This window comes from Pseudonocardia sp. MH-G8 (assembly GCF_002262885.1).
Lineage (GTDB): Bacteria > Actinomycetota > Actinomycetes > Mycobacteriales > Pseudonocardiaceae > Pseudonocardia.
In genome coordinates this window covers 40,463-63,924 of sequence record NZ_NKYF01000025.1, presented here as the reverse complement: position 1 = coordinate 63,924, position 23,462 = coordinate 40,463, and the positions used below count along the sequence as shown (strand labels likewise).

The following is a 23,462-nucleotide window of genomic DNA, read 5'->3' as shown; positions in this document are numbered from 1 at the left end:
CCCCGACTCGCGCGCCTCACACCCCGACTCGCGCGCCTCAGACCCCGACTCGCGGGAGGGGCGGGCCCGCCACCTCCGCGAGTCGCGCCCCTGAACACGCGAATCGCGCCCCTCAGCACGCGGGTCGCGGTCCTGGGCGGCGGCGTCGTGCTGCCGTTCCGCTCAGTGCGAACGGGGCGTTACGCGAAGGCATCCCCCGCGTGAGCGATCTTCACCGCCCCCCTCGATCGGGAACGGGGACCACCTGCCAAGGTGGGCCGAGTGCGACTCGTGTTCGGCCCCGACGATCTGGAGGAGTACTCCGCCGTCCGTGACCGCCTCCGGCTGCACATCGTCGCGTGGGCCCGCAGGCGGGGCATCGCGGTGGAGCCGTCGCTGGTGGCAGCGGCGCTGGACCACAAGCACGGTGTGGACGGCAGACTCGGGCACTGGACCCGCCGGCACGTCGCCGACGCGCTGGCCGTCTGGTTCCCCCGCACGGTAGCGCTGCTGGAGGACGACCGCGAGGCCGTGCCCACCGCGCTGCACGCCTTGATCGGGTTCCTCGACGACCACGAATGGCTGGACTCGCGTTCCGCGCCGGCCGCGGAGCTGCACGCCCAGGTCCGCGACTCCACGCCGGCCCTGCACGACGCGCTGGACGACGAGCGCAACCACGACCTCGGCACCTTCTGGGCCGTCCAGATGCTGCGTCACGGCGTCGCCACCGCCGACCCGGCCGCCGTTGCCCGCTTCCTGCAGCAGGTGCACGCGGGCGAGCTCGTGATCGACCGGGCGGCCCTCGCGGAGATCCAGCGCCGGCAGGCCGACGAGCAACGCGAGCAGCCGCGCCGCGAGCTGGCCCCGGTGCTGCTGCCGGGCGCGGCGCAGATGCTCGCGGCCGCCGACTCGTCGGTGGCACTGGCCCGGCTGCGGGCGTTCACCCGCTGGGTGCGCGCGGGCCGCGCGCTGACCCGCGAGAAGCGGCTGCTGCTCTCCGACGCCCGTGCCGTGGCCGACGCCCTCGACCTCGACCACTTCTCCCGCGACCGGGCCCGCACCAGTGACGACCTGCCCGAGATCACCCTCCTGCTGCACTGGGCGCGGCAGGCCCGGCTGGTGCGGGTGGTGCACGGCCGGTTGGTCCAGGTGCGCAGTGCGGCGCCGCTGCTGTCGCGGCCGATCGAGCTGTGGCGGCGCGCGTTCGAGGCCATCGGGGGGATCGGCGAGCACTTCGGCGGCAGCAATGTGTTCGGGGCACCGTCGCTGTTCGGAATGGGCCTCGGCGAGGCCTACCCGATCCTGCTCTACCAGCTCTACGCCGCGGGCGGCGATCCGATCCCCGTCGAACGCTTCCACCGGGCGGTGCGCGATTCGGTGAACGAGCGCATGGGCTGCGTCGTCGACGACCTGGCGGGCGACACCGAGCACCGGTTGTGGCGCCGCGACGTCACGGCGCTGCTGGACGCCATGGAGCTGCTCGGGGCCGTCCACCTCTCGGAGAGCATCGGCGGCGAGGACGGCGAGGACATGTCCGAGCTGATCGAGCTGGCCGGGCGCGACGACCCGGACCCCACCCTCGTGGCGCTCACCCCGCTCGGGATCTGGGCCGTGCACGAGATGCTCGTCGAGCAGGGCGTGCACGCACCGCTGACCGGCGAGCTCGCCGACGAGGACATCGAGTACGTGTGCGTGCGCATGGCCGGCTTGCGCCGCGAGGTGGCCGAGTCCGAGCTGGAGGCCTGGGTGCAGGCCCGGACCGGGCGCGCGGCCAGCCACGAGATCATGCGCTACCTGCAGCGGGTCGAGGATCCCACGCACCGCGGGCTGGCGTTGTTCGCGCTGTCGCGGTGCGGGACGCCCGGCCGGGAGATGTCCCGCTGGCGCGCGCGGTTGAGCGCGGCGCTCCGGGCACCCACCACGGGTGCCCAACCCCGCGTCGAGTGCGACGCCCGCCTCGCCCGCCCGTGAGCGCGAGCCCACACCACTCGTTCGTGTGATACCGGTATCAGGGGCGTGACATCCCGGCTCACCACGACGAATACGGATGCGTGCAGCAGTTGCTGCGCTCCGGTCCGTACCGAGAGTGAGGAGCCTCCGTGGCGACGCCCGACCCCTACCAGTACTGGTCCGGGGCACCGAAGCACTGGGTGAACGTCCCGGCGCAGCGGCATTGCCCACCCGCGCCGGAGGAGCTCGACGCCGCCGCACGGCAGTGGCCGGGGTGGGAGGACCAGAGCTCGCGCGCGGAGTGGAGCGTCGCCGCGGTCGCCCTGGCCGTGGCGGTGGCCGCGTTCGTCCTCGCCGGGATCGGCAGCGCGATCACCGAGCGGGACGCCCCTCCCCCGAGCCCGGCAGACGGCACGTCCGTCCGGTAGAAGGCACGAGCGTGTAACGGGATCATCACGGGCGCGCGATGGACTCCGTAGGGCGGCGCTCGCCGCCCGGGGGAACCACCAACCGGGGGGTTGGTCAACATGCGCAAGATCATTCTACTTCTCAGCGCCGTCGCGGCGATGCTCCTGGTGCCGGGAGCGGCTGCCGCCGATCCGGGCACCTACGAGGTGAGCGACCAGTGGGCGCTCACCTACGTGGACGGGCGGCCGACCGTCGTGCCGGCCATGGAGGACGACACGGTGGAGGTCAGCTGCCGCGGCAACGACCAGATGACCGACTGGTCGGTGAACGACCAGGCACTCGTCGGCGGGTCGTGGGAGCACACCGCCGGCACCGGGATCTTCGTCCAGCCGGCGTTCACCGGGGAGACCGAGATCCTCGAGATCACAGTGGTGTGCGAGCGGGCCTGAGCTCCCACCAACCGGACGAACGGCACTCTCGTCGGTCTCTGGCCGACGAGAGTGCCGTTCGTTGCGGTGGTCAGGCGCGGGCGAGCTGCACCACGGCCCAGGACAGCGGCGGCAGGGTCAGCTGCGCGACGCCGTCGGCGACCGTCACGCCGTCCAGCGGGCGCAGGCCCACGCGGTCGGGGTGCTCCTCGTCGTTCGTCGTGTGGCGGTCCTGGCCCTCCGCCGCCGCGAGCACCGCCGCGTGCTGCACGCGCAGCTCGCCGAACCCGCGCACACCGACCTCGACGGAGGCCGCCTCGGCCTGGTCGCGGTTGGCCACGAACAGTGAGACCACGCCGGTCTCGGCGTCCCACGTGCCGGACGCGTCGACGAGGTCGACGTCACCGAAGCGGGGCGACTCGTAGCGGTCGCTGCGGGTCTGCACGGCGAGGATCTCGCCGGTCGCCCGGTGGCGGACCTGCTCGAACGGGTGCGCGATCGGCTGCTTCCACGCCGGGCCGCCCGGCTCGCTGCGCAGCAGGCCGATCACGTTCACCAGCTGCGCCTGGCAGGCCACGGTGACGCGGTCGCCGTGGCGCAGCAGCGAGTTGAGCAGGGTGCCGACGACCACGGCGTCGGTGATCGAGTACTCGTCCTCGATCACGCGCGGCGCCACCTCCCACTCGCTCTCGCCCTTCGCGATCGGGGACGCGCGGTGGCGCGCCTGGTACCACACGTTCCACTCGTCGAAGGAGATGTCGATGCGCTTGCGGTGCTTGCCGCGGGCGCGCACGGCGTCGGCGGTGGCGACGACCGACTCGATGAAGGTGTCCATGTCCCGGGCGCTGGCGAGGAAGTCGCCCGCGCTGTGCGGGCCGTCGTCGTGCTCCTGGTAGTAGGCGTGCGCGGAGATGTAGTCGACCTGGTCGTAGGTCTCCTCCAGCACCACCCGCTCCCACTCGCCGAACGTCGGCATGGCGTACTTCGAGCTGCCGCAGGCCACCAGCTCGATGCGCGGGTCGACCAGCCGCATGGCCCGGGCCGTCTCGGCGGCCAGCCGGCCGTACTCGGCGGCGGTCTTGTGGCCGACCTGCCACGGGCCGTCCATCTCGTTGCCCAGGCACCACAGCGTGATGTCGAACGGGTCGGCGTTGCCGTGGGCGCGGCGCAGGTCGGAGTACTTGGTGCCGCCGGGGTGGTTGGCGTACTCCAGGATGTCGCAGGCCTCCTGGACGCCGCGGGTGCCGAGGTTGACCGCCATCATCGGCTCGGTGCCGGCCGCCTTCGCCCAGCGGGCGAACTCGCCGAGGCCGAACTCGTTGGTCTCGATCGAGCGCCACGCCCGGTCCAGGCGGCGCGGGCGCTGCTCCTTCGGGCCGACACCATCCTCCCAGTCGTACCCGGAGACGAAGTTGCCGCCCGGGTAGCGCACGACGGTGGGGCCGAGCTCGCGCACCAGGTCCAGCACGTCCGTGCGCAGGCCGTCCGCGTCGGCCTTCGGGTGGCCGGGCTCGTAGATGCCGGTGTAGACGCAGCGGCCCATGTGCTCGACGAACGAGCCGAACAGGCGGCGGGGAACGGGGGCGATCGTGAAGTCGGGGTCGATGGTCAGGCGTGCGCGGGGCAAGGGGTTCCTCTCTCGGGTTTCACGTCCCGCCGAGGCCGGTGGTGGCGACCCCGCGGATGATCTGGCGCTGGAACAGCATGAACACGATGATCAGCGGCAGGCCTGCGAGCAGCGCCGAGGCCATCACCTGCGCGTAGCGCACTCCGAACGCGCTCTGCACCTGCACGAGCCCCACCGGGAGCGTCATCAGCCCGGGGTCGGAGGTGATGATGAACGGCCACAGGAAGTTGTTCCAGGCGTGGATGAACACGAAGATCGCGACGGCGGCGAGGATCGAGCGCGACAGCGGCAGCACGATCTGCAGGAAGATCCGCAACGAGCCGGCGCCGTCCACCCGGGCGGCCTCCTCCAGCTCGTGCGGGATGCCGTCGAAGAACTTCTTGAGGATGAACACCATCGCCGGCAGCACCAGCTGCGGCAGGATGATGCCCGCGTAGGTGTCGGCCAGGCCCATCGCCAGCATCTGCCGGTACAGCGGCACGATCAGGATCTGCGGCGGCACCATGATCCCGGCGATCGTCAGCGCGAACAGCACGCTCCGGCCGCGGAAGCGGGTGCGGGAGAAGCCGTACGCAGCGGCCGCCGACAGCGCCACCGTCAACACCGTGACCACGAGCGTGACCACCGTGCTGTTGACGAACCAGGTGACCAGGTTGCCGTTGGCGAGCACCGAGGCGTAGGCCTGCAGCGTGAACCCGCGCTCGGGGACGACCTCGAGCGGCACGGTGGTCGTGTCGGCCTCGTGCTTGAGCGAGGTGAGCAGCGCCCACACCAGCGGCGCCAACCAGAGCACCGCCACCACCAGCAGCGCGGTGATGATCCCGGCGCGGGCCAGTGGGGTGTAGCGCCGCACCTGCGCGGGGCCGTCATCGGAGCCTGAGCGGCGGGCCCGCGGCAGGAGGGGGGTCGTAACGGGGTTCGCGGTGTCGGGCGCGGTGGTCACGGTTCGCTCCTGCGGCTGAGCCGGGCCTGGACGAGGGCGATCAGGACGATCAGGACGAAGAACATGTAGGAGATGGCCGAGGCGTAGCCCAGGCGGTAGTCCACGAACCCGGTCTCGTAGACGTACTGCAGGATCGGCGTGGCCGACCCGCCCGGCCCCCCGCTGGCCTGGAACAGGATGTAGGCCTGGTCGAACAGCTTCAGCGAGGCGAGCACCTGCAGCACCACCACGAGGCCCGTCGTGCGGTTCAGCAGCGGCAGCGTGATCGAGAAGAGCCGCCGCCAGCCGCCGGCACCGTCGATCTCCGCGGCCTCGTACAGCGGGGCGGGGATCGCCTGCAGGGCGGCGAGGTAGAGCAGGAAGTTGAAGCCGATCGTCCACCAGACCGTGAGGATGACGACCGACCACAGGCCGATGTCCGGCTCGGTGAGCCACCCCACCGCCGGCAGGCCGAGCCCGGTCAGGACCCCGTTGAACAGGCCGTAGTCACCGGAGAACAGCCATTGCCAGATCAGGGCGACGGTGGCCACCGGCAGCAGGAACGGCGCGAAGTAGGCGAAGCGCCAGAACCACTGCCCGCGGACCCCGGTCTGCACCAGCAGCGCCATCACCAGCGCGATCGCCACCAGCGGGATCGTGCTGCCGATCGTGAAGAGCACCGTGACGCCCAGCGTGCGCCAGACCTCGGGGTCGGAGAACAGCCGCACGTAGTTGGCCAGCCCGACGAACTGCGACTCGTCGCGCACCAGGCTGGTGTCGAAGAAGCTCAGGCCCAGGCCGTAGACCAGCGGCCACAGCACGAACGCGGCGTAGACCAGCAGGAAGGGCAGGACGAACCAGATCCCGCCGCGGCCGCCGACGAGGCTCGGGCCCCCGCGGGCGGCGGTGCCCGGCGCCACGGGGCTCGCAGCCGCGACCGTCCCGGCGGTCACAGCGGGCTCCCGAAGGTGAGCTGAGCGTCGAGCCAGCCGATCAGGTCGTCGGCGCCCTGCTCCGGCGTCATCGCCCGGGTGGCCACCCCTTGCAGGCTCTGCCCGGCCCGCGACATCAGCGTCGACCCGGATCCGGAGAAGTAGGCCTCGGGATCGAACTCCACCACCTGCGCCGCCTCCCGATAGTTCGAAATCGGCTGCTCCGCCCGGTACTCCGGACTCGCTGCCACCGCGGACAGCGCCGGGATGTGCCCGCCGCCCGTCGCCCAGACGAGGCTGTTGCGCAACATCGACACCGCCATGTCGTACGCCGCCGCGCGGGCCGCGGGGTCGACGTGGGCCTGCGCCGGCAGCACGAAGCTGTGGCTGTCCGCCCGCACGTACGGCGTGGCCCCGAACAGCGCGGGGAATTGCGTCATCGAGAACGGGATCTCCGCCTCGCGGGCCGAGGTCACCTCCCACGGTCCGACGAACAGGAACCCGGCCTGCTCGCTCGCGAAGGCCGCCGGCGCCGACTGCCCGTCGAGCGTGGGCGAGCAGATCGTCCCGTCGCACATCTCCCGCAGGAACGCCATCGACCGGACCACCGCGTCCCGGTCCACCTCGGCCGGCCCGCCGTCGGGCAGCAGCATCTGCCCGCCGAGCTGGCGGAACAGCGACCAGAACAGCATCCACACGTGGGAGCTCTCGCCGATGCCGAGCGAGATCCCGATGGAGCCGGTGGCCTCGGCGGCGCGCCGGCCCGCGTCGAGCATCTGCTCGGCGTCGGCGATGGGTGCCAGCGTGCCGTCCGGGGCGAGCAGCCCGGCCCGCTCGCAGACGTCGGTGTTGTAGTAGAGGACGAGCGGGTGGGTGTCGAGCGGCAACGCCATCAGCCGGCCGTCGATCAGCACCCGGTCCAGGACGGGCTGCGGGAACTCCTCGACGCTGACGCCCCGGGCCGCGAGCTCGTCCAGGTCCCACTCGTCGAGCAGGTCGCGCCCGAACGTCGCCAGCCGGGAGGCGTGCAGCGTGGCCAGGTCGGGTGCCCGGCCGCCCGCGCACGCCATCGCCAGCTTCGTGTAGTAGGGCGGGCCCCAGTCGAGCGTGGTGTCGGTGACGCGGACACCGGGCGCCTCGGCCCGGAACTCGTTGACGAGCTCCACCATGAGCTCGCCGTCGCTGCCCCCGAAGAAGTTCCAGTACGCCAGGTCGACCGCGGCCCCCGACCCTCGCGCGCACGAGGACAGGAAGGCGGCGCCGCCGGCGGCGGCCGTCGCACGCAACAGGGTGCGACGCGACAGGCGGTGCGAGGTCGTCATCGACCACTCCCTCTCGCGTTTACATCGTGGTAAAACCCTCTCGGGAAGGCGCTTGCCTGTCAAGGGGAGACTGCAGACGTGGGGACGCAGCAACAACCGAGGCGACCGGTGACGATGCGCGACGTGGCGAGCGCCGCGGGCGTGTCGCCGAAGACCGTGTCCAACGTCGTGAACGACTACGTCCACGTCCGGCCCGAGACCCGCGCCCTCGTGCAGCAGTACGTGCAGGAGCTGGGGTACCGCCCGCAGGCCGTCGGCCGGCAACTGCGCCGCGGGCGCACCGGGGCGATCGTGCTCGCCGTGCCGCGCATCGACATGCCCTACTTCGCCGACCTCGCGGCCCTGCTGGTGAGCGCCGCGCGCGAACGCGGGCTCACCGTCGTCATCGAGCAGACCGACGGCGACATCGAGCGGGAACGCGCGGTGGCGGCAGGCTCACCGGTCCGCTACGCCGATGCGCTGATCTTCAGCCCGCTCTCGATGCCGCCGTCCGAGCTGGCCGCCCCCCGCCACGACACCCCGATGGTGCTGCTCGGCGAGCACAGCACCGCGGCCGAGGCCGACCGCGTCGGCATCGACAGCGTCGCGATCGGCACCACAGCCACCACCCACCTCGCCGGGACGGGCCGGCGGCGGATCGCGATGGTGGGCCACCAGCACAGCAGGTCGAAGTCGGCGATGGAGCAGCGGGTGCTCGGCTACACCCGGGGCCTCGAACAGGCAGGCCTGCCGGTGGACCGCACGCTCATCCGCACCGTGCGGGAGTGGGACCGGCAGAACGGCGCCGACGCCGTGGACGCCCTGCTCGCCGAGCACCCGGACGTCGACGCCGTCTTCGCCGCCAACGACGTGCTGGCCATCGGTGCGTTGCGCTCGCTGCACCGCAACGGCCGCCGCGTGCCCGACGACGTCGCCGTCGTGGGGGTCGACGACGTGCCGGAGTGCCGCTTCGCCACGCCCACCCTCACCACCGTGGCGATCGATCGGGCGTTCGTCGCGGAGTCGGCGCTGGAACTGGCCACCTCGCGGCTGGCCGATCCGGACCTCCCTCCGCGCAGCAAGACGACCCCCCACCACCTGGTGGTGCGCGAGAGCACGTGACGGCAACCGTCCTCAACCGTAAGGTTGACAACGGTCGACCGTGCCGATTTACTCAACCCCGTGGTTGAGGACGGGGATCGGCTGTCGCGGCTGTTCGCGGCGCTCGCCGATCCGACGCGACGGGACATCGTCGCCCGGTTGGCGTCGGGCGACGCCACTGTGGGCGAGCTGGCGCAGCCGTACGGCATCTCGATGCAGGCCGTCTCCAAGCACCTCAAGGTGCTCGAGGAGGCGAGGCTCGTGCGGCGCAGTCGCGACGCGCAGCGGCGGCCGGTCCACCTCGAGGCGGAGGTCTTCGACCTCATGACGAAGTGGCTCGAGCGTTACCGGCGGCAGGCCGAGGAGCGCTACCGCCGGTTGGACGCGGTGCTCGCCCGGATGGACGACGACGGCAGCGCCGAACGCGAGCGCACCGAAGCAGACGACATCGAACCCGAACGAGGAGCTGCAGGATGAGCACCACCACCGAGCACGAGACCCGGATCGAGGCCGACCCCGAGCTGCCGACGGTGCGGATCGTCCGCGAGTTCGACGCGCCGGCCGAGTTGGTCTTCCGCGCCCACGTCGACCCGAAGTGGGTCACGCAGTGGATGGGGCCGCGGTCGATCGACATGGACATCCAGGTCTGGGACATCCGGACCGGCGGCGAGTACCGCTACACCGCCCTGCGCGACGGCGCGGAGATCGCCCACTTCTACGGGTCGATCCACCGGGTGGAGGAGAACGCGAAGATCGTGCAGACGTTCGGGTTCGAGGAACAGCCCGACGCGGTCGCGCTCGAGACGCTGACGCTCACCGACATCGGCGGCGGCCGCACCCGGCTCGAGGCGTTGTCGCTGGTGTACTCGATGCAGGACCGCGACGCCATGCTCGCCAGCGGGATGGACGTCGGCGTCAGGGAGGGCTACGAGAAGCTCGACGAGCTACTGGCGGCCGGGTCGTGAGTGCCCTGAGCGAGCTGCCTCCCGCCGAGGAGCACTGGTACGTCGCCGGCCGGTTCCTCGACGTGGCGCAGCGGGCCCCGGCGCATCGGTGGGACGCGCCGGCGCCTGTCGGCGGGTGGACCGCCCGCGACGTGGTCGGGCATCTCGTCGAGTGGTTCCCGGGGTTCCTGGCCTCGGGAGCCGGCGTGGTGCTGCCGGAGGCACCCTCGGTCAAGGAGGACCCGGCCGCCGCCTGGGCCGCCCGCACCGGTGACGTGCAGCGGCTGATCGAGGACCCGGGCGAGCGGGTGCTGGAGAACCCGCACATCGGCAGGATCCCGCTCGCCGAGGCGATCGACCGGTTCTACAGCGTCGACGTCTTCATGCACACCTGGGATCTGGCCCGCGCGCTGGGACAGGAGCCCGACCTCGACCCCGCCCGGTGTGACGCGGTGGTCGCGGGGGCGCAGGAGCACGAGGAAGCGATGCGCGCCAGCGGTCAGTACGGGCCGCGGGTCGACGTCCCGGCCGACGCCCCGGCACAGGATCGGATGGTCGGCTTCATCGGCCGAGATCCAGACTGGCGACCGTCCCGGGAGCGGTGAGGACGCGGACCACCCGAGCCCGAGCAGCACACCTCGGCGCCTGACGCGGCACGGGCCTACGGTCCGAGCAGCGGCCGGCTCAGAGCCTCACCAGCACGACAGCGAGCAGGGCGGCGCGGCCGAGCTGGCCGCCCCGTGATCACCGGCTCCGGCCGCTGACTCGCGGGACGCCCAGCACGGCTCAGAGCGTCGCCAGCACGCTCGCCAGCAGCGCACCCCGCTCCGCCAGGCTCGCCGTCCGGATCTGCTCGTGCGCGGCGTGCGCGCCTGCACCCAGCGGGCCGAAGCCGTCCAGGGTGGGGATGCCGGCCGCGCCGGGGGTGTTGGTGTCCGCCGCGCCCGCCGCCGGCCGCCCGTCGACCCGCTGGCCGACGTCCGAGCCGGCCGCGGCCACCCGCGCGAGCAGCGCGGCGGCCGGCTCCGACCAGGCCGGCCTGCTGGTCAGCGTCCGCACCGTGACCTCGGCGCCGGGGCGCACGGGGGCGAGCGCGCCCAGGGCCGCGAGCACGCGGTCCTGGGTGGCGGTGTCGGCGAAGCGCAGGCCGATGTCGGCGGTGGCGCGGTCCGGCACGACGTTGGTCCGCCCGCCCCCGTCGATCGTGCCGACGTTGCACAGGACGGTGGGCTCGGCCGCGGTGATCTCGCGGACCGCGAGCAGCTGGTCCACCAGCTCGTCGACGGCGGACACGCCCGACTCCGGGTCGAGTGCCGCGTGCGCGGCCCGCCCGCCGACCTCGATGCGCACGCGGGTGCTGCCCAGCCGCGCCGACTTCAGCGCGCCGTCTGGGTGCGGCGACTCGCACCCGAGGACGGCCACCGCGCCGGCCGTCTCCGCCTCGACCACGGCACGGGCGGTGGGACTGCCGATCTCCTCGTCCGCGGCCACGACGAGCCGCACCGGACGGGCGGGCCGCATCCCGCACCGCTGCAGGACCGCCATCGCCAGCTCGACGACGACCAGCCCGCCCTTCATGTCGTAGACCCCCGGGCCGCGCAGGACGCCGCCCTCCTCGACGACCGGCATCGTCTCGCACGTGCCACACGGCCAGACGGTGTCGTGGTGGCCGATCAAGAGCACGTGCGGCTCGTCTCCGGTCCTCCCCCACCGGGCGACGAGGTGGTCCCCCGTGTCCCGCTCCACGCGCTCGGTGTCGGCGCCCAGCTCCCGGTAGCGCCGTTCCAGTACGTCGGCGAGGGCGTTCAGCGCCGTCGCGCCCCCGGTCGGCGTCTCGTGCCGGGCGTAGGAGCGCAGGCGCGCCAGCGCGTCGTCCGCGAGGGCGGCAGCGGCGCGGGACAGCTCGGATTCAGACACGGATACGAACTATATCTTTGCCATCTCGCTCACGCTGAGTCGTTGACAAGCTGGCACTACTGAGCGTAGGACGTACCCACCTCGTTCACATACGTTCGCTATCTGGAGCCTCATGTCCTCGCCCGCCGGGATCACCACCCGGTCACTGTCGACCACGGCCGAGCGGCTCGCCGCCGTGCGGCTCTACCGCGCGGTGTTCGACCTGGCCGACGACGACCCGGCGTTCACGCCGAAGCTGCTCTGCGCCCTGCAGCACAGCGGCGGCTCCGCCCTCGGGGCGTTCGACGAGCACGATCGGCTCGTCGGCTTCACCTACGGGTTCGCGGGGCTCGAGGGCGGCGCGCCCTTCCACTACTCGCAGACCGCCGCCGTCGACCCGAGCGTCCAGGGCCGCGGCGTGGGCCGGCAGCTCAAGCGGGCGCAGGCCGAGGTCGCCCGCCGGACCGGCGTGACGACGATGCGCTGGGCCTACGACCCGCTGCAGGCCCGCAACGCCCACTTCAACCTGGACGTGCTGGGCGCCACCGGGCGCTGGTTCCACCGCGACTACTACGGAATGCCCGACCACCACGGCCGCACCGACCGGGTCATCGTCGAGTGGCCGCTGGGCTCCCCGGTCCGCGCCGCCGTCCCCGACCTGCCCGCGGACGTCCCGGAGTGGGGCGCCTCGCGCACCGACGGCGACCTCACCTGGCTCGCCGTGCCGGCCGCAGGCGACGCGCTGCGCGCACTGGGCCCCGACCGTGCCCTCGCGCTGCGCGACCGCGTGGCCGACGAGCTCGACCGCCTCCTCGGCGACGGCCAGGGGCTGCGGTCCTGCCGCCGGGTCGACGAGCGCACCGCGCTGTACTGCGTGGGGGCGGCGTGACGCTCGAGAACCGGCAGCTCACGACCCCCGACGAGCGCTACGGCGCGCGCCTGCAGCGCCGCTCCACCGCCACCGCGCTGGTGGCGCAGGTGGTGGCCCAGGAGACCGCGAACCTCACCGCCACCCTCGAGCGCCTGCAGGCCGACGGCTCCCTCGAACAGGCCGCGCGCCGGATCGTGGCGGCGAAGCGGCGCTTCGTCACCGGGGGCTCCAAGTCCTGGTCCTACGCCTCCCTGCTGGCCACGGACCTGTCGGCCTCGATGGCCAACGTGACCCTGATCGACGGCACCGTGGTGCGCGCGGTCGACGTGCTCTCCGACGTGCGGGCGGGCGACGTGCTCGTCGCGTTCTCGCTGCGCCGCTACGCGCGCTCCACGGTCGTGATGGCCGAGGAGTTCGCGGCGGCAGGCGGCACGGTGATCGGCGTGACCGACCACGCGGACAGCGCGGTGGCCCGGGCGTCGGAGGTGGCGGTGGTCGTCAGCACGGACAGCGCCTCCTACGCCGACTCCCCCACGGCGGTCGCCGCCGTGGTGCACATCCTCGCCACGCTCGCCGCGGCCAGCGCCAAGGGCGCCCGGCGCAGGCTCGCGCGGCGCGACGCGCTCACCGCGCGTCTCGGCGTCTACGCGGAAGGGGACTGACGTGCGCGTCGACCACGTCGAACTGCTGGCGGTGCGGCTGCCGCTGGTGCGGGAGTTCGAGACCAGCTCGCACCGCAAGTCCTACCTCGAGCATGTGCTCGTGCGGGTGCAGGACGCGGACGGCGCCGTGGGCTGGGGCGAGATCGCCTCGCCGTCCGGGCCGTTCTTCGCCGCCGAGACCGTCGAGACCTGCTGGTCGATCGCCACCGCCCACCTGGTCCCGGCGTTGCTGGGCCGCGTGTGGGAGCACCCCGCGCAGGCCGCCGCGCTCTGGTCGCGGGTGCGGGGCAACGAGTTCGCCAAGGCGGGCCTCGACATGGCCTGCTGGGCACTCTGGTCCCAGACCCAGGGCGTACCGCTGGCCGGGGCGCTGGGCGGGGAGCGGCGCACCGTCGTCGCCGGCGTGAGCCTGGGCATCGAGGCGAGCGTGGACGCGCTGGTCGAGCAGGTGGCCCGGCACGTCGAGGCCGGCTACCCCCGGGTCAAGCTCAAGATCGCACCAGGCTGGGACGCCGAGCCCGTCGCCGCCGTGCGCGCCGCGTTCCCCGACCTGTCGCTGCACGTCGACGCCAACGGTGCCTACACCGAGAGCGACGAGCACCTCGCCGCCCTGCGCGGTCTCGACGGCGCGGGGCTGCTGATGATCGAGCAGCCCTTCGCCCCCCGCGACCTGCTGGCCGCCGCCCGCCTCCAGGCGAGCATCGAGACACCGATCTGCCTGGACGAGTCGATCGTCGACGGGCACGACCTGGCCACCGCGCTCGCGCTGGGATCGGGCCGGGTGCTGAACATCAAGGTGTCCCGGATGGGCGGGCTCACCGCCGCCGTGGCCGCCCACGACCTCGCCCGCGCCCACGACGTGCCGGTCTGGTGCGGCGGGATGCACGAGTTCGGCATCGGCCGCGCGGCCAACGTCGCGCTCTCCAGCCTGCCCGGCTTCGTCCTCCCGTCGGACGTCTCCGGGTCCGATAAGTACTACGCGCGCGACGTGGTGACCCCGCCGATCCGCGCCGACCGCGGCACCGTCCGCGTGCCGTGGGAGACCCCCGGCCTCGGACACGCCGTCGACGAGGAGTTCCTGCGGGCGCACGCCACCCGCACCAGCGAGCACAGAGGATCAGCATGACCGAACAGCCGCCGTCAGCGAAGACGGCGCCGGACGACCGCGCCAACGCCTACGAGCTGGAGCAGGGACGCGGTCGCCGCATCGTCACCACCGCGATCGCCGTCGTCGGCCTGGTGGTGTGCGCCATCGCCGGGACCGTCGCCGAAGCGCCCACGCTGTGGGGCATCCTGCCGATCGCGATGTACGCGGTGCTGTGCCTGCTCGGCATGGACCTGGTGATCGCCACCGTCGTCAGCCTCGTGGGCGGCGTGCTCATCGCGCGCCAGACGCCCGCCGAGTTCGGGGCCCTGCTCGGCGAGTCGATGGGCGACCTCGTCACCACGATCGGCGTCATCATCATGCTCGGCGCCGGCGTCGGGGAGGTCCTGCGCGTCACCGGCGTCGCCCACACGATCGTCCACTGGGTGCTGCGGGTGGCGGGCGACCGCAGCCAGCGGGCGGTGCTGCTCGGCGTGATGCTGTCCTGCCTGGTGCTCGTCACCAGCCTGGGCACGCTCGCCGGCGCGCTCGCGATCGCCGCCCCGATCCTGCTGCCGGTGGCGGCGCGCGTCGGCTTCACCCGCGCCGCCACGGCCGCGATGATGTTCGTGGGCGGCTGCGCCGGGCTCGCGCTCGCGCCGTTCGCCGGCTCGAACGTCGCGATCATGGAAGCGGCGGACGTCGACTACCTGACCTACCTGCAGTACGGCGCGGCGCCGATCGCGGTGCTGTCGATCCTGATGGCGATGTTCATCGTGCCCTGGATCCAGCGGCGCACCGCGCGGCGCGACGACTTCTACACCGACTCCGACCTGGAGACCGAGCAGACGGACGTGCCGGCCCACGCCGGGCGGGCCACCGCGGTGTTCCTGGTGCTGCTCGTGGCCACGGTCGCGTACGCGACGATCACCGCGGCCGGCACCTCGTTCCCGCTGCTCGCGCTGCCGCTGCTCGGGATCGCCACCGGCGTGGCCGCGCGGCTGCGGGCCACCGAGATCGCAGGCCACCTCTACCGCGGTGCGGCCCGGCTGGTGAGCATCTTCCTGCTGTTCTGGCTGCTGGCAGCGCTGTTCCTGGTGATCGACGGGCTGCAGCCCTACGACGTCGTGCTCGAGATGTTCGGGCCGCAGCTGCAGAACTCGTCGGGCCTGGGCTTCGCCGCCGCGATCGCGCTGCTGGGCTGGGTGGGCGTCCCGGGCGCCACCGCGGCCCAGGTGGTGCTGCTCGACGAGGTGTTCGGCGGGATCGCCAGCTCGGTCGGGCTCGGCGCGGGTGCGTGGGTGATCGTGCTGCTGTGGGCGTCGAAGGCCGACACCTACGGGCCGTTCCCGAACGCCAACATGATCGGCGCGATGGGGCTGGCCCGCTCCACGGACCTGCGGTCCCTGCTGTTCACCGGCTGGTTGGTGCTCATCCCGGCCTCCCTGCTCTACGTCGCGATCCTGGCGGTGCTGACATGAGTGACCTGGTCATCACGGGCGCAACCGTCCTGGACGGCACCGGCGCCCCACCGCGGACGGGCGACGTCGGCATCACGGCGGGCCGGATCGACGCGGTCGCCTCGACCGACGGAGCCACCCGGATCGACGCGCACGGGCTGGTGGTCTGCCCCGGCTTCATCGACCTGCACTCGCACGCCGACTTCAGCATCACCGGCCACCCGGGCGCCGACACCGCCGTCTCCCAGGGCGTCACCACGCTCGTCACGGGCAACTGCGGTTGGTCGCCCTTCCCGGTCGGTGACCTCGACACGCTGCGGGCGGCGTCGGCGTTCCTGTCCGGCGAGCTGGACTGGACGTGGAACGACGCGGCCGGGTACGCCGACGCCGTCGACGCCACCCGCCCCGCGGTGAACCTCGCGCTGCAGGTGGGGCACTCCGCGCTGCGGCTGGCCGTGCTGGGCGGGGCCGAGCGCGCCCCGGAGCCCGCCGAGCTGGAACGGATGGGCACGCTGCTGGCCGAGGCAGCCGTGCAAGGGGCCTGGGGCTTCTCCACCGGACTGATCTACGCCCCGGGCGCCTACGCCGACACCAGCGAGGTCACGGCGCTGGCGCGGGTCGCGGCGACCCACGGGCTGCTCTACTCCACCCACATGCGCAACGAGGCCGACGCCCTGCTCGACGCCGTGCGCGAGGCCGTCGCGACCGCGCGCGACACCGGCGTGCGGCTGGAGATCTCGCACCTCAAGGCGATGGGCCGCAGCAACCACGGCGCGGTCGCCGAGGCGCTGCGCATCGTCGACGAGGCACGCGCGGACGGCGTCGACGTCACCTGCGACGTCTACCCGTACACGGCGTCGTCCACGACGTTGACCTCCCGGCTGCCGGCGTGGGCGCTCGACGGCGGCGTGGCGCGGCTGCTGGAGCGCCTCGCCGACGGCCCCACCCGCGAGCGGGTGGCGAGCGGGCTGCGCGACCGGATGGCCCGCGACGTCGACCCCGAGGGCGTGGTGCTCGCCGACCTGCCCCCGGGCGCGTTCAGCGCGGCGCGCGGGCGCAGCATCGCCGACGTCGCGCGCGAACTCGGCACCGACCCCGCCGAGGCCGCGCTGCAGGTGCTCGCCGCGCACGACGGTGCGGTGTCGGTGGTCAACCACGCGATGGCCGCCGACGACGTGCGCACCGTGCTGCAGCACCCCGCGGTGAGCGTCGCGAGCGACGGCTGGGTCCTGCGACCCGAGGGCCCGGGCCGGCCGCACCCGCGCAGCTTCGGCACGTTCACCCGCGTCCTCGGGCCGTACGTGCGCGACGGTGACCTGCCGCTCGCGGCCGCCGTCCACAAGATGACCGGGCTGCCCGCCGCGCGGCTCGGGATGGCCGACCGCGGCGTGCTGCGCCCCGGCGCGGTCGCCGACGTCGCCGTCCTCGACCCGGCCACGGTCACCGACCGGTCGACCTTCGACGATCCGTGGCAGCTCTCCACCGGTGTGCAGCACGTGCTGGTCGCGGGCGAGCCGGTGCTGGCCGACGGCGCGCTCACCGGCGCCCGCCCGGGCCGGGTGCTGCGCCGCCGCACGGCCGACGCCCCGCGTCGGTAAAGCCACTTCGCTGACGCCACGCGTCAGCAAAGCCACCTTGCTGACGCTCCCGACGCTCCCCCGGAGGCTTCCGTGTCCTCGTCCACCAGCGTGTCGGACGCCAACATCTACACGCTCGACATGTCGCGGCGGCAGCAGATCGCCGCGGCCGCGCTGTACGCGGTGGCGCTGATCGCCAGCATCGCCGTCGCGATCCGCACCGACCAACCCGGGCTGTGGGGTCTCGTCCCGATCGTCGTCTACGCGGGGCTCGCGCTGCTCGGCGTCGACATGGTGCTGGCCACGCTCGGCGCGGTGATCTCCGCGGTCGTGCTGACCCGCTCCACACCCGCGGACCTCGGACCGGTCCTGATCGAGTCGATGGGCACGCTGATCGCCCTGCTCGGCGTGATCATCCTGCTCGGCGCGGGGCTCGGGGAGGTGCTGCGGCGCACCGGCGTGGCCGAGTTCCTCGTGATCGGGGTGGTCCGCCGGGTCGGGCTGACCACGCAGCTGCGCGCCCAGTTCGGCGTGATGCTGGCATGCACGATCCTGGCCGGGGCGCTGGGCACGCTCGCGGGGTCCGTCGCCATCGTCGCGCCGATCGTCATCCCGCTCCTCGCCGCGCTCGGGTTCTCCAGCCCCGCCACGGCGGCGATGTTCTTCTTCAGCGGGCTGGCCGGGCTCACCCTCAGCCCGTTCGCGCCGATCACCGCGAGCATCTACGGCGCGGCTCAGGTCAGCTGGGTCAGCTACGTCTTCACGGCGGGGCTGCCGACCGCGGTCGTGATGTTCGGTGTCGGGTTCCTCGTGGTCCGCTGGAACCAGCGGCGCACCGCCACCGCGTTCCCCTACCCGCCCGAGCGCGCGGTGGACCTGGACGCGTTGCAGGAGCCCGCCCCGGGTGCCGGGCGCGCGACGGTCGCGTTCCTGCTCACGTTCCTCGCACTCGTGGTCTACAGCGGGCTGACCGCGGCGGGCGCCACCTTCGTGCCGGTGGCGCTGGTCGTGCTCATCGCGGTCACCGGGATCGCGGCGCGGCTGCCGGTCGGCGCCCTGATGGGGGCCGTGTACGGCGGGGCGAGCCGGTTGCTCGGGATCTTCTTCCTGTTCTTCCTGCTCGCCGTGCTGTTCACCCTCGTCGACTCGATGGGCGCCTACGACGGTGTGGCCGAGCGGTTCGCGCTGTCCGAACTGGCGCCCTACCTGTTCTGCCTGGTCGTCATCCTGATCGGGTGGGTCGGCATCGCCGGGGCCGCCGCCGCGCAGGTGGTGCTGGTGAACCAGGTCTTCGGGCCGCTCGCGGTGGCCCTGGGCGTCCCGCCCGCCGCGTGGACGGTCGTGCTGCTCGCCGCCTCCCAGACCGACGGGCTCGGCCCCTTCCCCAACCCGGACATGATCGGGCAGATGGGCCTGGCCGAGTCGCGCTCGCTGCGCTGGCAACTGCTCTCGTCCTACCTGGTGCTGATACCGGTCGTCGCGCTGTACGCCGTGCTGCTCGGGATCTACGCATGAGCGCCGTCGACGCCCTGGCCGGCGTCCCCGACTTCGCGTCCGCGCAGGTCGCGGGCGAGGTGCTGGGCACCCCGCAGTACGGAGGACCTCCGCTGCGAGCCACGGGCGCGCGCCGCGGGGCCGTCCGGCTGCGCTGCGCGTCGGTGCTCAAGCCGCTGTTCGCCTGGGCCGCCGGGGCTGCACCCGCCGACGGCGAGCCCGCGGTCCGGCATTCCGACAACGCCGCCACGAACCGGATCTGGCACGGCGGCCCGCCGCAGCGGATCCTCGACCGCCTCGCCGACACGACCGGCGTGCGCTGGCACCCGCCGGGCGCGGACCGGACCTGGTTCGGCGGCATCGAGGTGAGCGCGGCCGAGGTCGTCACCGCCTACGGCGCCCTCGCCCGCGCGGCGGCGGGAGACCCGGCCGCCGCGCAGATCCTGGGCTGGATGCGGGCCGTGGCCCCGGAACAGGCTTTCGGCATCCCGGACGCGGTGGCGGACGCACTCGGCGTCGACTCGGCCGCGGTCGCGGTGAAGGCCGGGTGGTTCGGCCACGTCGACGAGACCGTCCTGCGCACGCACGTCGTCGCCGTCGTGGAGCGGGAGGGCGAGACCGTGGTCGTGGCCGCCCTGACCGCCCTCCCGGTGCCCGAGCCGGGGCGCGACCGCTACCGCGACGACGTGCACGCCGGCCGTCCGGTCCTCGACGTGCACGAGCGGCTGGCCGGCCCGCTGCTGCGGGAGCTGTTCGCCGCGACCTGCCGCGACCTGGCCCGCCTCGGCGACCGCCGGTGGTCTCCGACCTCATGATCGGCGAGTCGACGCGCGGATCTGCTCGAGCCACTCCGCGCCCAGCCGGCGCCCGTTCGGGAGCTGGTCGCCCCGATCCCAACGCCACGTCGTGATCATCGCCAGCACGAGGATCCGGCACTCGCGCAGCAGGTCCCGGTCGACATCCGGGTAGAACGCGCCGACGTCGTCGGGCGCGTGGGCGAGGTCGAACTCGACGGGTCCACGGCAACACGTCTCGAGGTCGACGAACAGGGGCCCGTTCGCCGTGGTGAGCACGTTGCCCGGGTGCGGCTCGCCGTGCAGCAACTGCCCGGCGCCGGCGCGCTCGCCGATCGCTCGTCGCAGGCGTCGTAACGTGTCGCCGAGCAGCTCCCGGTCCGCGTCGGCGAGCGCCGGGGTGTGCTCGCGGTTCGCCACGAGCCACTGCGCCTGCTCGACCCGATCCGTGAACAGCGGCGTCGGGACCTCGAGCTCGCGCATGCCGGCATGCAGCCGCTGCAGCGCGTCGGCGTAATCGGCCGGTGGGACCTCGCGAGGAGTCGCGGGTTCGTAGTAGGTCCACAACGTGACCTCGAAGCCGTCACGCTCGTGGACGCGTGGCTCCACCCGGGGGTCGAGGGCAGCCACCGGGCACCCGACCTCGGCGAGCCGCTGAGCGAGCTCGACCTCGAACCGCGCGGCCTGGTGCGCCACGGGCGCCACCCGGGCCAGTACGTCACACGGCAGCAGCCGCAGGGTGAGCCTGTTCGAGTCGTGGAGAACGACCGCGTCGTCGACCGCCAGGCCCAGTGACGAGGCGATCGACATCGCCGCGGCCACCGCTCGCGGGACCTCCGATGCCTGCACCGTCTCCCGGCCCCTCCCCAAGATCCGAGGTATCGGGTGCACATGGTCGTGGCGACAGCAATGCACAACCGATACCCCGGATCATGAGACCACGGCGCTCGCCGGTGTCGGTATCGCTCACGCCGGGCCGGGTGCGCTTCCCCCCACCACGGACGCGGACCTCGTCGGCAGCTGGTTGCCCGCCGACGGCCAGGCGGACGGCCGGGCCTTCGTCACACTGGCGGCCGACGGGCGCTGGACCGGTTCCGACGGCTGCAACAACACGAAGGGCACCTGGCGGAGCGGGCCCGAGGGCGAACTCACCGCGACGTCCGGCCCGAGCACCATGATCGGCTGCGAGAACGTCCCGATCGCCAGCTGGCTCACCGACGCCACCCGCGCCGGGTTCGACGGCGACACCCTGGTCCTGCGGGACGCGACCGGCGCCGAGACAGGCCGCCTGGTCCCACGCCTATGAGCGGCCCCTCGCTGCCGCACACACCGTCCGCGGTGCGTGCCGCTACGCCAGCGCCGCTCTCACCACCTCCTGCGCCTCCTGCTGGATCCGGGCGAGGTGTTCGGGGCCGTGGAAGCTCTCGGCGTAGACCTTGTAGACGTCCTCGGTGCCCGACGGGCGCGCGGCGAACCACCCCCCGTCGGTGACGACCTTGAGCCCGCCGAGCGCGGCGCCGTTGCCCGGGGCACTGGTGAGCCGGTCGGTGATCTTCTCGCCCGCCAGCTCGGTGGCGCTCACGTCGTCCACGGCCAGCTTGCCGAGCTTCGCCTTGTCCTCGGGGCTGCACGCGACGTCGGTGCGGGCGTAGGCGGGTTCCCCGAAGCGCGCGGTGAGCTCCTCGTAGCGCTCGCTCGGCGTCGCCCCGGTCACCGCGGTGATCTCGGAGGCGAGCAGCGCGAGGATGATCCCGTCCTTGTCGGTGGTCCACACGCTGCCGTCGGTGCGCAGGAACGACGCGCCCGCGCTCTCCTCGCCGCCGAAGCCGATCGTGCCGTCGAGCAGGCCCGGCACGAACCACTTGAACCCGACGGGCGTCTCCACCAGCTCCCGGCCCAGGTCGGCGGTCACCCGGTCGATCATCGACGAGCTGACGGCCGTCTTGCCGACCCCGGCGTCCGGCGACCAGCCGGGCCGGTGGCCGAAGAGGTAGCCGATGGCGACGGCGAGGAAGTGGTTGGGGTTCATCAGGCCGTCGGCCGTGACGATGCCGTGCCGGTCGGAGTCGGCGTCGTTGCCGGTGGCGATGCGGAACTCCCCGCGCCGCGCCACGAGCGAGGCCATGGCGTGCGGTGAGGAGCAGTCCATCCGGATCTTGCCGTCGCCGTCGAGGGTCATGAACCCGAACTGCGGGTCGACGTCGGGGTTCACCACGGTGAGGTCGAGCCCGTGGCGCTCGGCGATCGCGCCCCAGTACGCGACGCTCGCGCCGCCGAGCGGGTCGGCACCGATGCGCACGCCCGCCGACCGGATCGCCTCCAGGTCCACCACCGAGGGCAGGTCGGCGACGTACGCGCCGAGGAAGTCGTGGCGGTGCAGCCCGGCGCGGTCGAGCGACGTGCGCCGCACCCCGGCGAGACCGTCGGCCAGCAGCGCGTTGGCGCGGTCGGCGATCCAGGAGGTGGCGTCGGTGTCGGCCGGGCCGCCGTCGGGCGGGTTGTACTTGAAGCCCCCGTCGGCCGGTGGGTTGTGCGACGGCGTGACGACGACGCCGTCGGCTCGCCCACCCGTCCGCCCGCTGTTGTGGGTGAGGATCGCGTGCGAGACGGCCGGGGTGGGCGTGAACGCGTCGTCGGCGTCGGCGAGCACGTGCACGCCGTTGGCCTGGAACACCTCGATGGCCGTGACCCACGCAGGCTCCGACAACGCGTGCGTGTCCCGCCCGATGAACAGCGGGCCGCCGGTGCCCTGGTGGGCGCGGTACTCGCAGATGGCCTGGCTGGTGGCGGCGATGTGGTCGTCGTTGAACGTGGTGCGCAGCGACGAGCCGCGGTGCCCGGACGTCCCGAACGCCACCCGCTGCGCCGGCTCGCCCGCATCCGGGTGCCGGTCGTGGTAGGCGGCGAGCAGGGCGCCGACGTCGACGAGGTCCTCGGGGAGCGCAGGCGTTCCGGCGCGGGGGTGGGTCGGCATGCGCGCTCCCGGGGTGCGGCGGGCGGGACGTCGAACACCTTGCCACCGCCGCGCCGCCGCCGCCCGCTATCGGCCGGCGTCAAGATCGTTCCGAGATCGAACGTTGCGCCCCGACGAGGGCGCTCAGCTCGATCTCGGATCGATCGATCCTTCCGACATCGAGGTATTCGCCCTGGCGAGGGCGGTCACGTCGATCTCGGACGATCAGTCGCACTGGGGCCGACGAGCCGGCGAGATCGATCCGAAACGTGCACAAGCGTCGCTGCGACAGCGCTGGCGTACGTCTCGTGGCGATCACAACCGCATGCTCGTGGCGAGCCGTACGTGAGGACGGGTTCGGCAGCAACCTGGTGCGGGTCGGAACGATCTCATCGCGTCCGGGCACCTGCGGAACGCCGGGGCGCCCGCCGCCGCGGCCCGGCCGGCGGCACGCATGAGCGACCGGGCGAGTTGACTCGGCCGCGTGCTCAGCTCAGGCGCTGAGCGGGCTGCGCTGCTGCGGGATGCGCAGGTGCAGCGGGAGGTGACCGGTGCGGGCGGCCGTGTCGGTGGTGAGGTGGAAGTGGCCGCCGCGGGAGCGGCCGCAGAGGTAGGAGCGCAGCGGGCGGGCGCCGAGCGACTCCAGTTCACGGGCCGCGGCCTCGGCGTCCTGGCGCGTGGAGTAGACGACCTTGCCGTCGGTGCCCGAGCTCTGGCGGGGCAGCACGCGGCCCTCGATCTCGGCGCGGCTGGGGCGGCAGAAGATCGGGCGCCCGCTCTTCATCAACCGGGCGTGGCGGATCAGGACCTCGGCGCGGGCCTCGTCACGTACGCCCCGCTGCTCCGGCACCACCGGTCCCGTGGTGGCGTCGCTCCTGTCCGCGCTCAATGTGACCCCTCCTCCGCGTCCTGTAACCGGTGATCGCCCGGACCCCACCCTGCCGTTAACCGATCGCCGATGGGATACCACCATCGTGTCGTTTCGCCGGGCCGGTGACTGTGGGTAAAGGCGTGTGGATGGGGCTCGTCCGGCCGGTCGAGATCGTCGGTCCCCGGCGCTATCGGCCGGGTCCTCCACC

Annotated in this window: 23 protein-coding genes; 15 read left to right on the top strand and 8 right to left on the bottom strand. The window is 73.2% G+C overall.

The window, feature by feature from the left end:
* Positions 1-261: 261 nt before the first annotated feature.
* The 3 genes from CFP66_RS36225 (at position 262) to CFP66_RS36215 (ending at position 2,786) form a co-directional block, all read left to right on the top strand.
* A complete protein-coding gene (locus tag CFP66_RS36225; protein ID WP_094929863.1) occupies positions 262-1,950 on the top strand; it encodes a hypothetical protein in 1,689 nt (562 codons plus the stop codon).
* A gap of 128 nt (positions 1,951-2,078) precedes the next feature.
* Positions 2,079-2,357 carry a hypothetical protein gene (locus CFP66_RS36220; protein WP_094929862.1) on the top strand — a complete coding sequence of 93 codons (279 nt, stop codon included), beginning with the start codon at positions 2,079-2,081 and terminating at the stop codon, positions 2,355-2,357.
* Positions 2,358-2,456: 99 nt separating this feature from the next.
* Positions 2,457-2,786, top strand: coding sequence for a hypothetical protein (locus CFP66_RS36215; RefSeq protein ID WP_094929861.1), 330 nt, complete (start codon positions 2,457-2,459; stop codon positions 2,784-2,786).
* A 70-nt stretch (positions 2,787-2,856) separates the two neighbouring features.
* On the opposite strand, the gene CFP66_RS36210 is transcribed toward CFP66_RS36215, so the two are convergent.
* Genes CFP66_RS36210 through CFP66_RS36195 form a run of 4 tightly spaced genes read right to left on the bottom strand, consistent with a single transcriptional unit; the run spans position 2,857 to position 7,568 of the window.
* Positions 2,857-4,392 (bottom strand): alpha-N-arabinofuranosidase, encoded by a 1,536-nt coding sequence (locus CFP66_RS36210; protein ID WP_094929860.1) that lies wholly within the window; start codon positions 4,390-4,392, stop codon positions 2,857-2,859.
* A gap of 19 nt (positions 4,393-4,411) precedes the next feature.
* On the bottom strand, positions 4,412-5,335 hold the full coding sequence (locus CFP66_RS36205) for a carbohydrate ABC transporter permease (RefSeq protein WP_233160000.1): 924 nt from the start codon (positions 5,333-5,335) through the stop codon (positions 4,412-4,414).
* Positions 5,332-6,267 carry a carbohydrate ABC transporter permease gene (locus CFP66_RS36200; RefSeq protein WP_094929859.1) on the bottom strand — a complete coding sequence of 312 codons (936 nt, stop codon included), beginning with the start codon at positions 6,265-6,267 and terminating at the stop codon, positions 5,332-5,334. The genes CFP66_RS36205 and CFP66_RS36200 overlap by 4 nt, the downstream gene beginning before the upstream one ends.
* Entirely contained in the window at positions 6,264-7,568 is a 1,305-nt protein-coding gene (locus CFP66_RS36195) for an extracellular solute-binding protein (protein WP_094929858.1), read from the bottom strand. The genes CFP66_RS36200 and CFP66_RS36195 overlap by 4 nt, the downstream gene beginning before the upstream one ends.
* A gap of 114 nt (positions 7,569-7,682) precedes the next feature.
* On the opposite strand from CFP66_RS36195, the gene CFP66_RS36190 reads away from it, so the two are divergent.
* From CFP66_RS36190 to CFP66_RS48700, 4 genes are read left to right on the top strand one after another with little or no spacing between them, the layout of a single operon-like run.
* Complete coding sequence (locus CFP66_RS36190; protein ID WP_094929933.1) at positions 7,683-8,669, top strand: LacI family DNA-binding transcriptional regulator; 987 nt, start codon at positions 7,683-7,685, stop codon at positions 8,667-8,669.
* A 60-nt stretch (positions 8,670-8,729) separates the two neighbouring features.
* A complete protein-coding gene (locus CFP66_RS36185; RefSeq protein ID WP_094929857.1) occupies positions 8,730-9,125 on the top strand; it encodes a helix-turn-helix transcriptional regulator in 396 nt (131 codons plus the stop codon).
* Positions 9,122-9,613 (top strand): SRPBCC family protein, encoded by a 492-nt coding sequence (locus tag CFP66_RS48705; RefSeq protein WP_198961898.1) that lies wholly within the window; start codon positions 9,122-9,124, stop codon positions 9,611-9,613. Before CFP66_RS36185 ends, CFP66_RS48705 begins: the two co-directional genes overlap by 4 nt.
* Positions 9,610-10,197 (top strand): TIGR03086 family metal-binding protein, encoded by a 588-nt coding sequence (locus CFP66_RS48700; protein ID WP_233159999.1) that lies wholly within the window; start codon positions 9,610-9,612, stop codon positions 10,195-10,197. The genes CFP66_RS48705 and CFP66_RS48700 overlap by 4 nt, the downstream gene beginning before the upstream one ends.
* 181 nt (positions 10,198-10,378) lie before the next feature.
* Here the strand turns inward: CFP66_RS48700 and CFP66_RS36175 are convergent, their stop codons facing one another.
* Positions 10,379-11,509 carry a M20/M25/M40 family metallo-hydrolase gene (locus CFP66_RS36175; protein WP_233159998.1) on the bottom strand — a complete coding sequence of 377 codons (1,131 nt, stop codon included), beginning with the start codon at positions 11,507-11,509 and terminating at the stop codon, positions 10,379-10,381.
* A gap of 112 nt (positions 11,510-11,621) precedes the next feature.
* On the opposite strand from CFP66_RS36175, the gene CFP66_RS36170 reads away from it, so the two are divergent.
* The 7 genes from CFP66_RS36170 (at position 11,622) to CFP66_RS36140 (ending at position 19,451) form a co-directional block, all read left to right on the top strand.
* On the top strand, positions 11,622-12,377 hold the full coding sequence (locus CFP66_RS36170; RefSeq protein WP_094929856.1) for a GNAT family N-acetyltransferase: 756 nt from the start codon (positions 11,622-11,624) through the stop codon (positions 12,375-12,377).
* Positions 12,374-13,021, top strand: coding sequence for a MurR/RpiR family transcriptional regulator (locus tag CFP66_RS36165; protein WP_094929855.1), 648 nt, complete (start codon positions 12,374-12,376; stop codon positions 13,019-13,021). The genes CFP66_RS36170 and CFP66_RS36165 overlap by 4 nt, the downstream gene beginning before the upstream one ends.
* A gap of 1 nt (position 13,022) precedes the next feature.
* A complete protein-coding gene (menC, locus tag CFP66_RS36160) occupies positions 13,023-14,147 on the top strand; it encodes an o-succinylbenzoate synthase (RefSeq protein WP_094929854.1) in 1,125 nt (374 codons plus the stop codon).
* Complete coding sequence (locus CFP66_RS36155; RefSeq protein ID WP_094929853.1) at positions 14,144-15,586, top strand: Na+/H+ antiporter NhaC family protein; 1,443 nt, start codon at positions 14,144-14,146, stop codon at positions 15,584-15,586. Before menC ends, CFP66_RS36155 begins: the two co-directional genes overlap by 4 nt.
* Complete coding sequence (locus tag CFP66_RS36150) at positions 15,583-17,163, top strand: amidohydrolase family protein (protein ID WP_094929852.1); 1,581 nt, start codon at positions 15,583-15,585, stop codon at positions 17,161-17,163. Before CFP66_RS36155 ends, CFP66_RS36150 begins: the two co-directional genes overlap by 4 nt.
* A 72-nt stretch (positions 17,164-17,235) precedes the next feature.
* Complete coding sequence (locus tag CFP66_RS36145; protein WP_094929851.1) at positions 17,236-18,657, top strand: Na+/H+ antiporter NhaC family protein; 1,422 nt, start codon at positions 17,236-17,238, stop codon at positions 18,655-18,657.
* Positions 18,654-19,451 carry a serine hydrolase gene (locus CFP66_RS36140; RefSeq protein ID WP_094929850.1) on the top strand — a complete coding sequence of 266 codons (798 nt, stop codon included), beginning with the start codon at positions 18,654-18,656 and terminating at the stop codon, positions 19,449-19,451. Before CFP66_RS36145 ends, CFP66_RS36140 begins: the two co-directional genes overlap by 4 nt.
* Here the strand turns inward: CFP66_RS36140 and CFP66_RS36135 are convergent.
* The gene (locus CFP66_RS36135; RefSeq protein WP_198961897.1) at positions 19,446-20,279 is read right to left on the bottom strand and encodes an aminoglycoside phosphotransferase family protein; all 834 of its coding nucleotides are present in this window, start codon (positions 20,277-20,279) and stop codon (positions 19,446-19,448) included. The two genes, CFP66_RS36140 and CFP66_RS36135, sit on opposite strands and share 6 nt — an antisense overlap.
* Before the next feature lie 175 nt (positions 20,280-20,454).
* Here CFP66_RS36135 and CFP66_RS48180 point away from each other — a divergent pair, with 175 nt between their 5' ends.
* A complete protein-coding gene (locus CFP66_RS48180) occupies positions 20,455-20,736 on the top strand; it encodes an META domain-containing protein (RefSeq protein WP_158228335.1) in 282 nt (93 codons plus the stop codon).
* Positions 20,737-20,778: 42 nt separating this feature from the next.
* Here CFP66_RS48180 and pgm read toward each other — a convergent pair whose 3' ends face one another.
* Both pgm and CFP66_RS36120 read right to left on the bottom strand, forming a co-directional pair.
* Positions 20,779-22,404: a phosphoglucomutase (alpha-D-glucose-1,6-bisphosphate-dependent) gene (gene pgm / locus CFP66_RS36125; RefSeq protein WP_094929849.1), complete on the bottom strand. Its 1,626-nt coding sequence runs from the start codon at positions 22,402-22,404 to the stop codon at positions 20,779-20,781.
* 472 nt (positions 22,405-22,876) lie between these two features.
* A complete protein-coding gene (locus tag CFP66_RS36120) occupies positions 22,877-23,272 on the bottom strand; it encodes a hypothetical protein (RefSeq protein WP_143517472.1) in 396 nt (131 codons plus the stop codon).
* Positions 23,273-23,462 lie beyond the last annotated feature (190 nt).

Coding starts and splice junctions, on each gene's coding strand:
- CFP66_RS36190 (WP_094929933.1), top strand. CDS start 7,683: ATGCGCGACGTGGCGAGCGCCGCGGGCGTGTCGCCGAAGACCGTGTCC.
- CFP66_RS36155 (WP_094929853.1), top strand. CDS start 14,144: ATGACCGAACAGCCGCCGTCAGCGAAGACGGCGCCGGACGACCGCGCC.
- CFP66_RS36195 (WP_094929858.1), bottom strand. CDS start 7,568: ATGACGACCTCGCACCGCCTGTCGCGTCGCACCCTGTTGCGTGCGACG.
- pgm (WP_094929849.1), bottom strand. CDS start 22,404: ATGCCGACCCACCCCCGCGCCGGAACGCCTGCGCTCCCCGAGGACCTC.
- CFP66_RS36150 (WP_094929852.1), top strand. CDS start 15,583: ATGAGTGACCTGGTCATCACGGGCGCAACCGTCCTGGACGGCACCGGC.
- CFP66_RS36140 (WP_094929850.1), top strand. CDS start 18,654: ATGAGCGCCGTCGACGCCCTGGCCGGCGTCCCCGACTTCGCGTCCGCG.
- CFP66_RS36215 (WP_094929861.1), top strand. CDS start 2,457: ATGCGCAAGATCATTCTACTTCTCAGCGCCGTCGCGGCGATGCTCCTG.
- CFP66_RS48705 (WP_198961898.1), top strand. CDS start 9,122: ATGAGCACCACCACCGAGCACGAGACCCGGATCGAGGCCGACCCCGAG.
- CFP66_RS36170 (WP_094929856.1), top strand. CDS start 11,622: ATGTCCTCGCCCGCCGGGATCACCACCCGGTCACTGTCGACCACGGCC.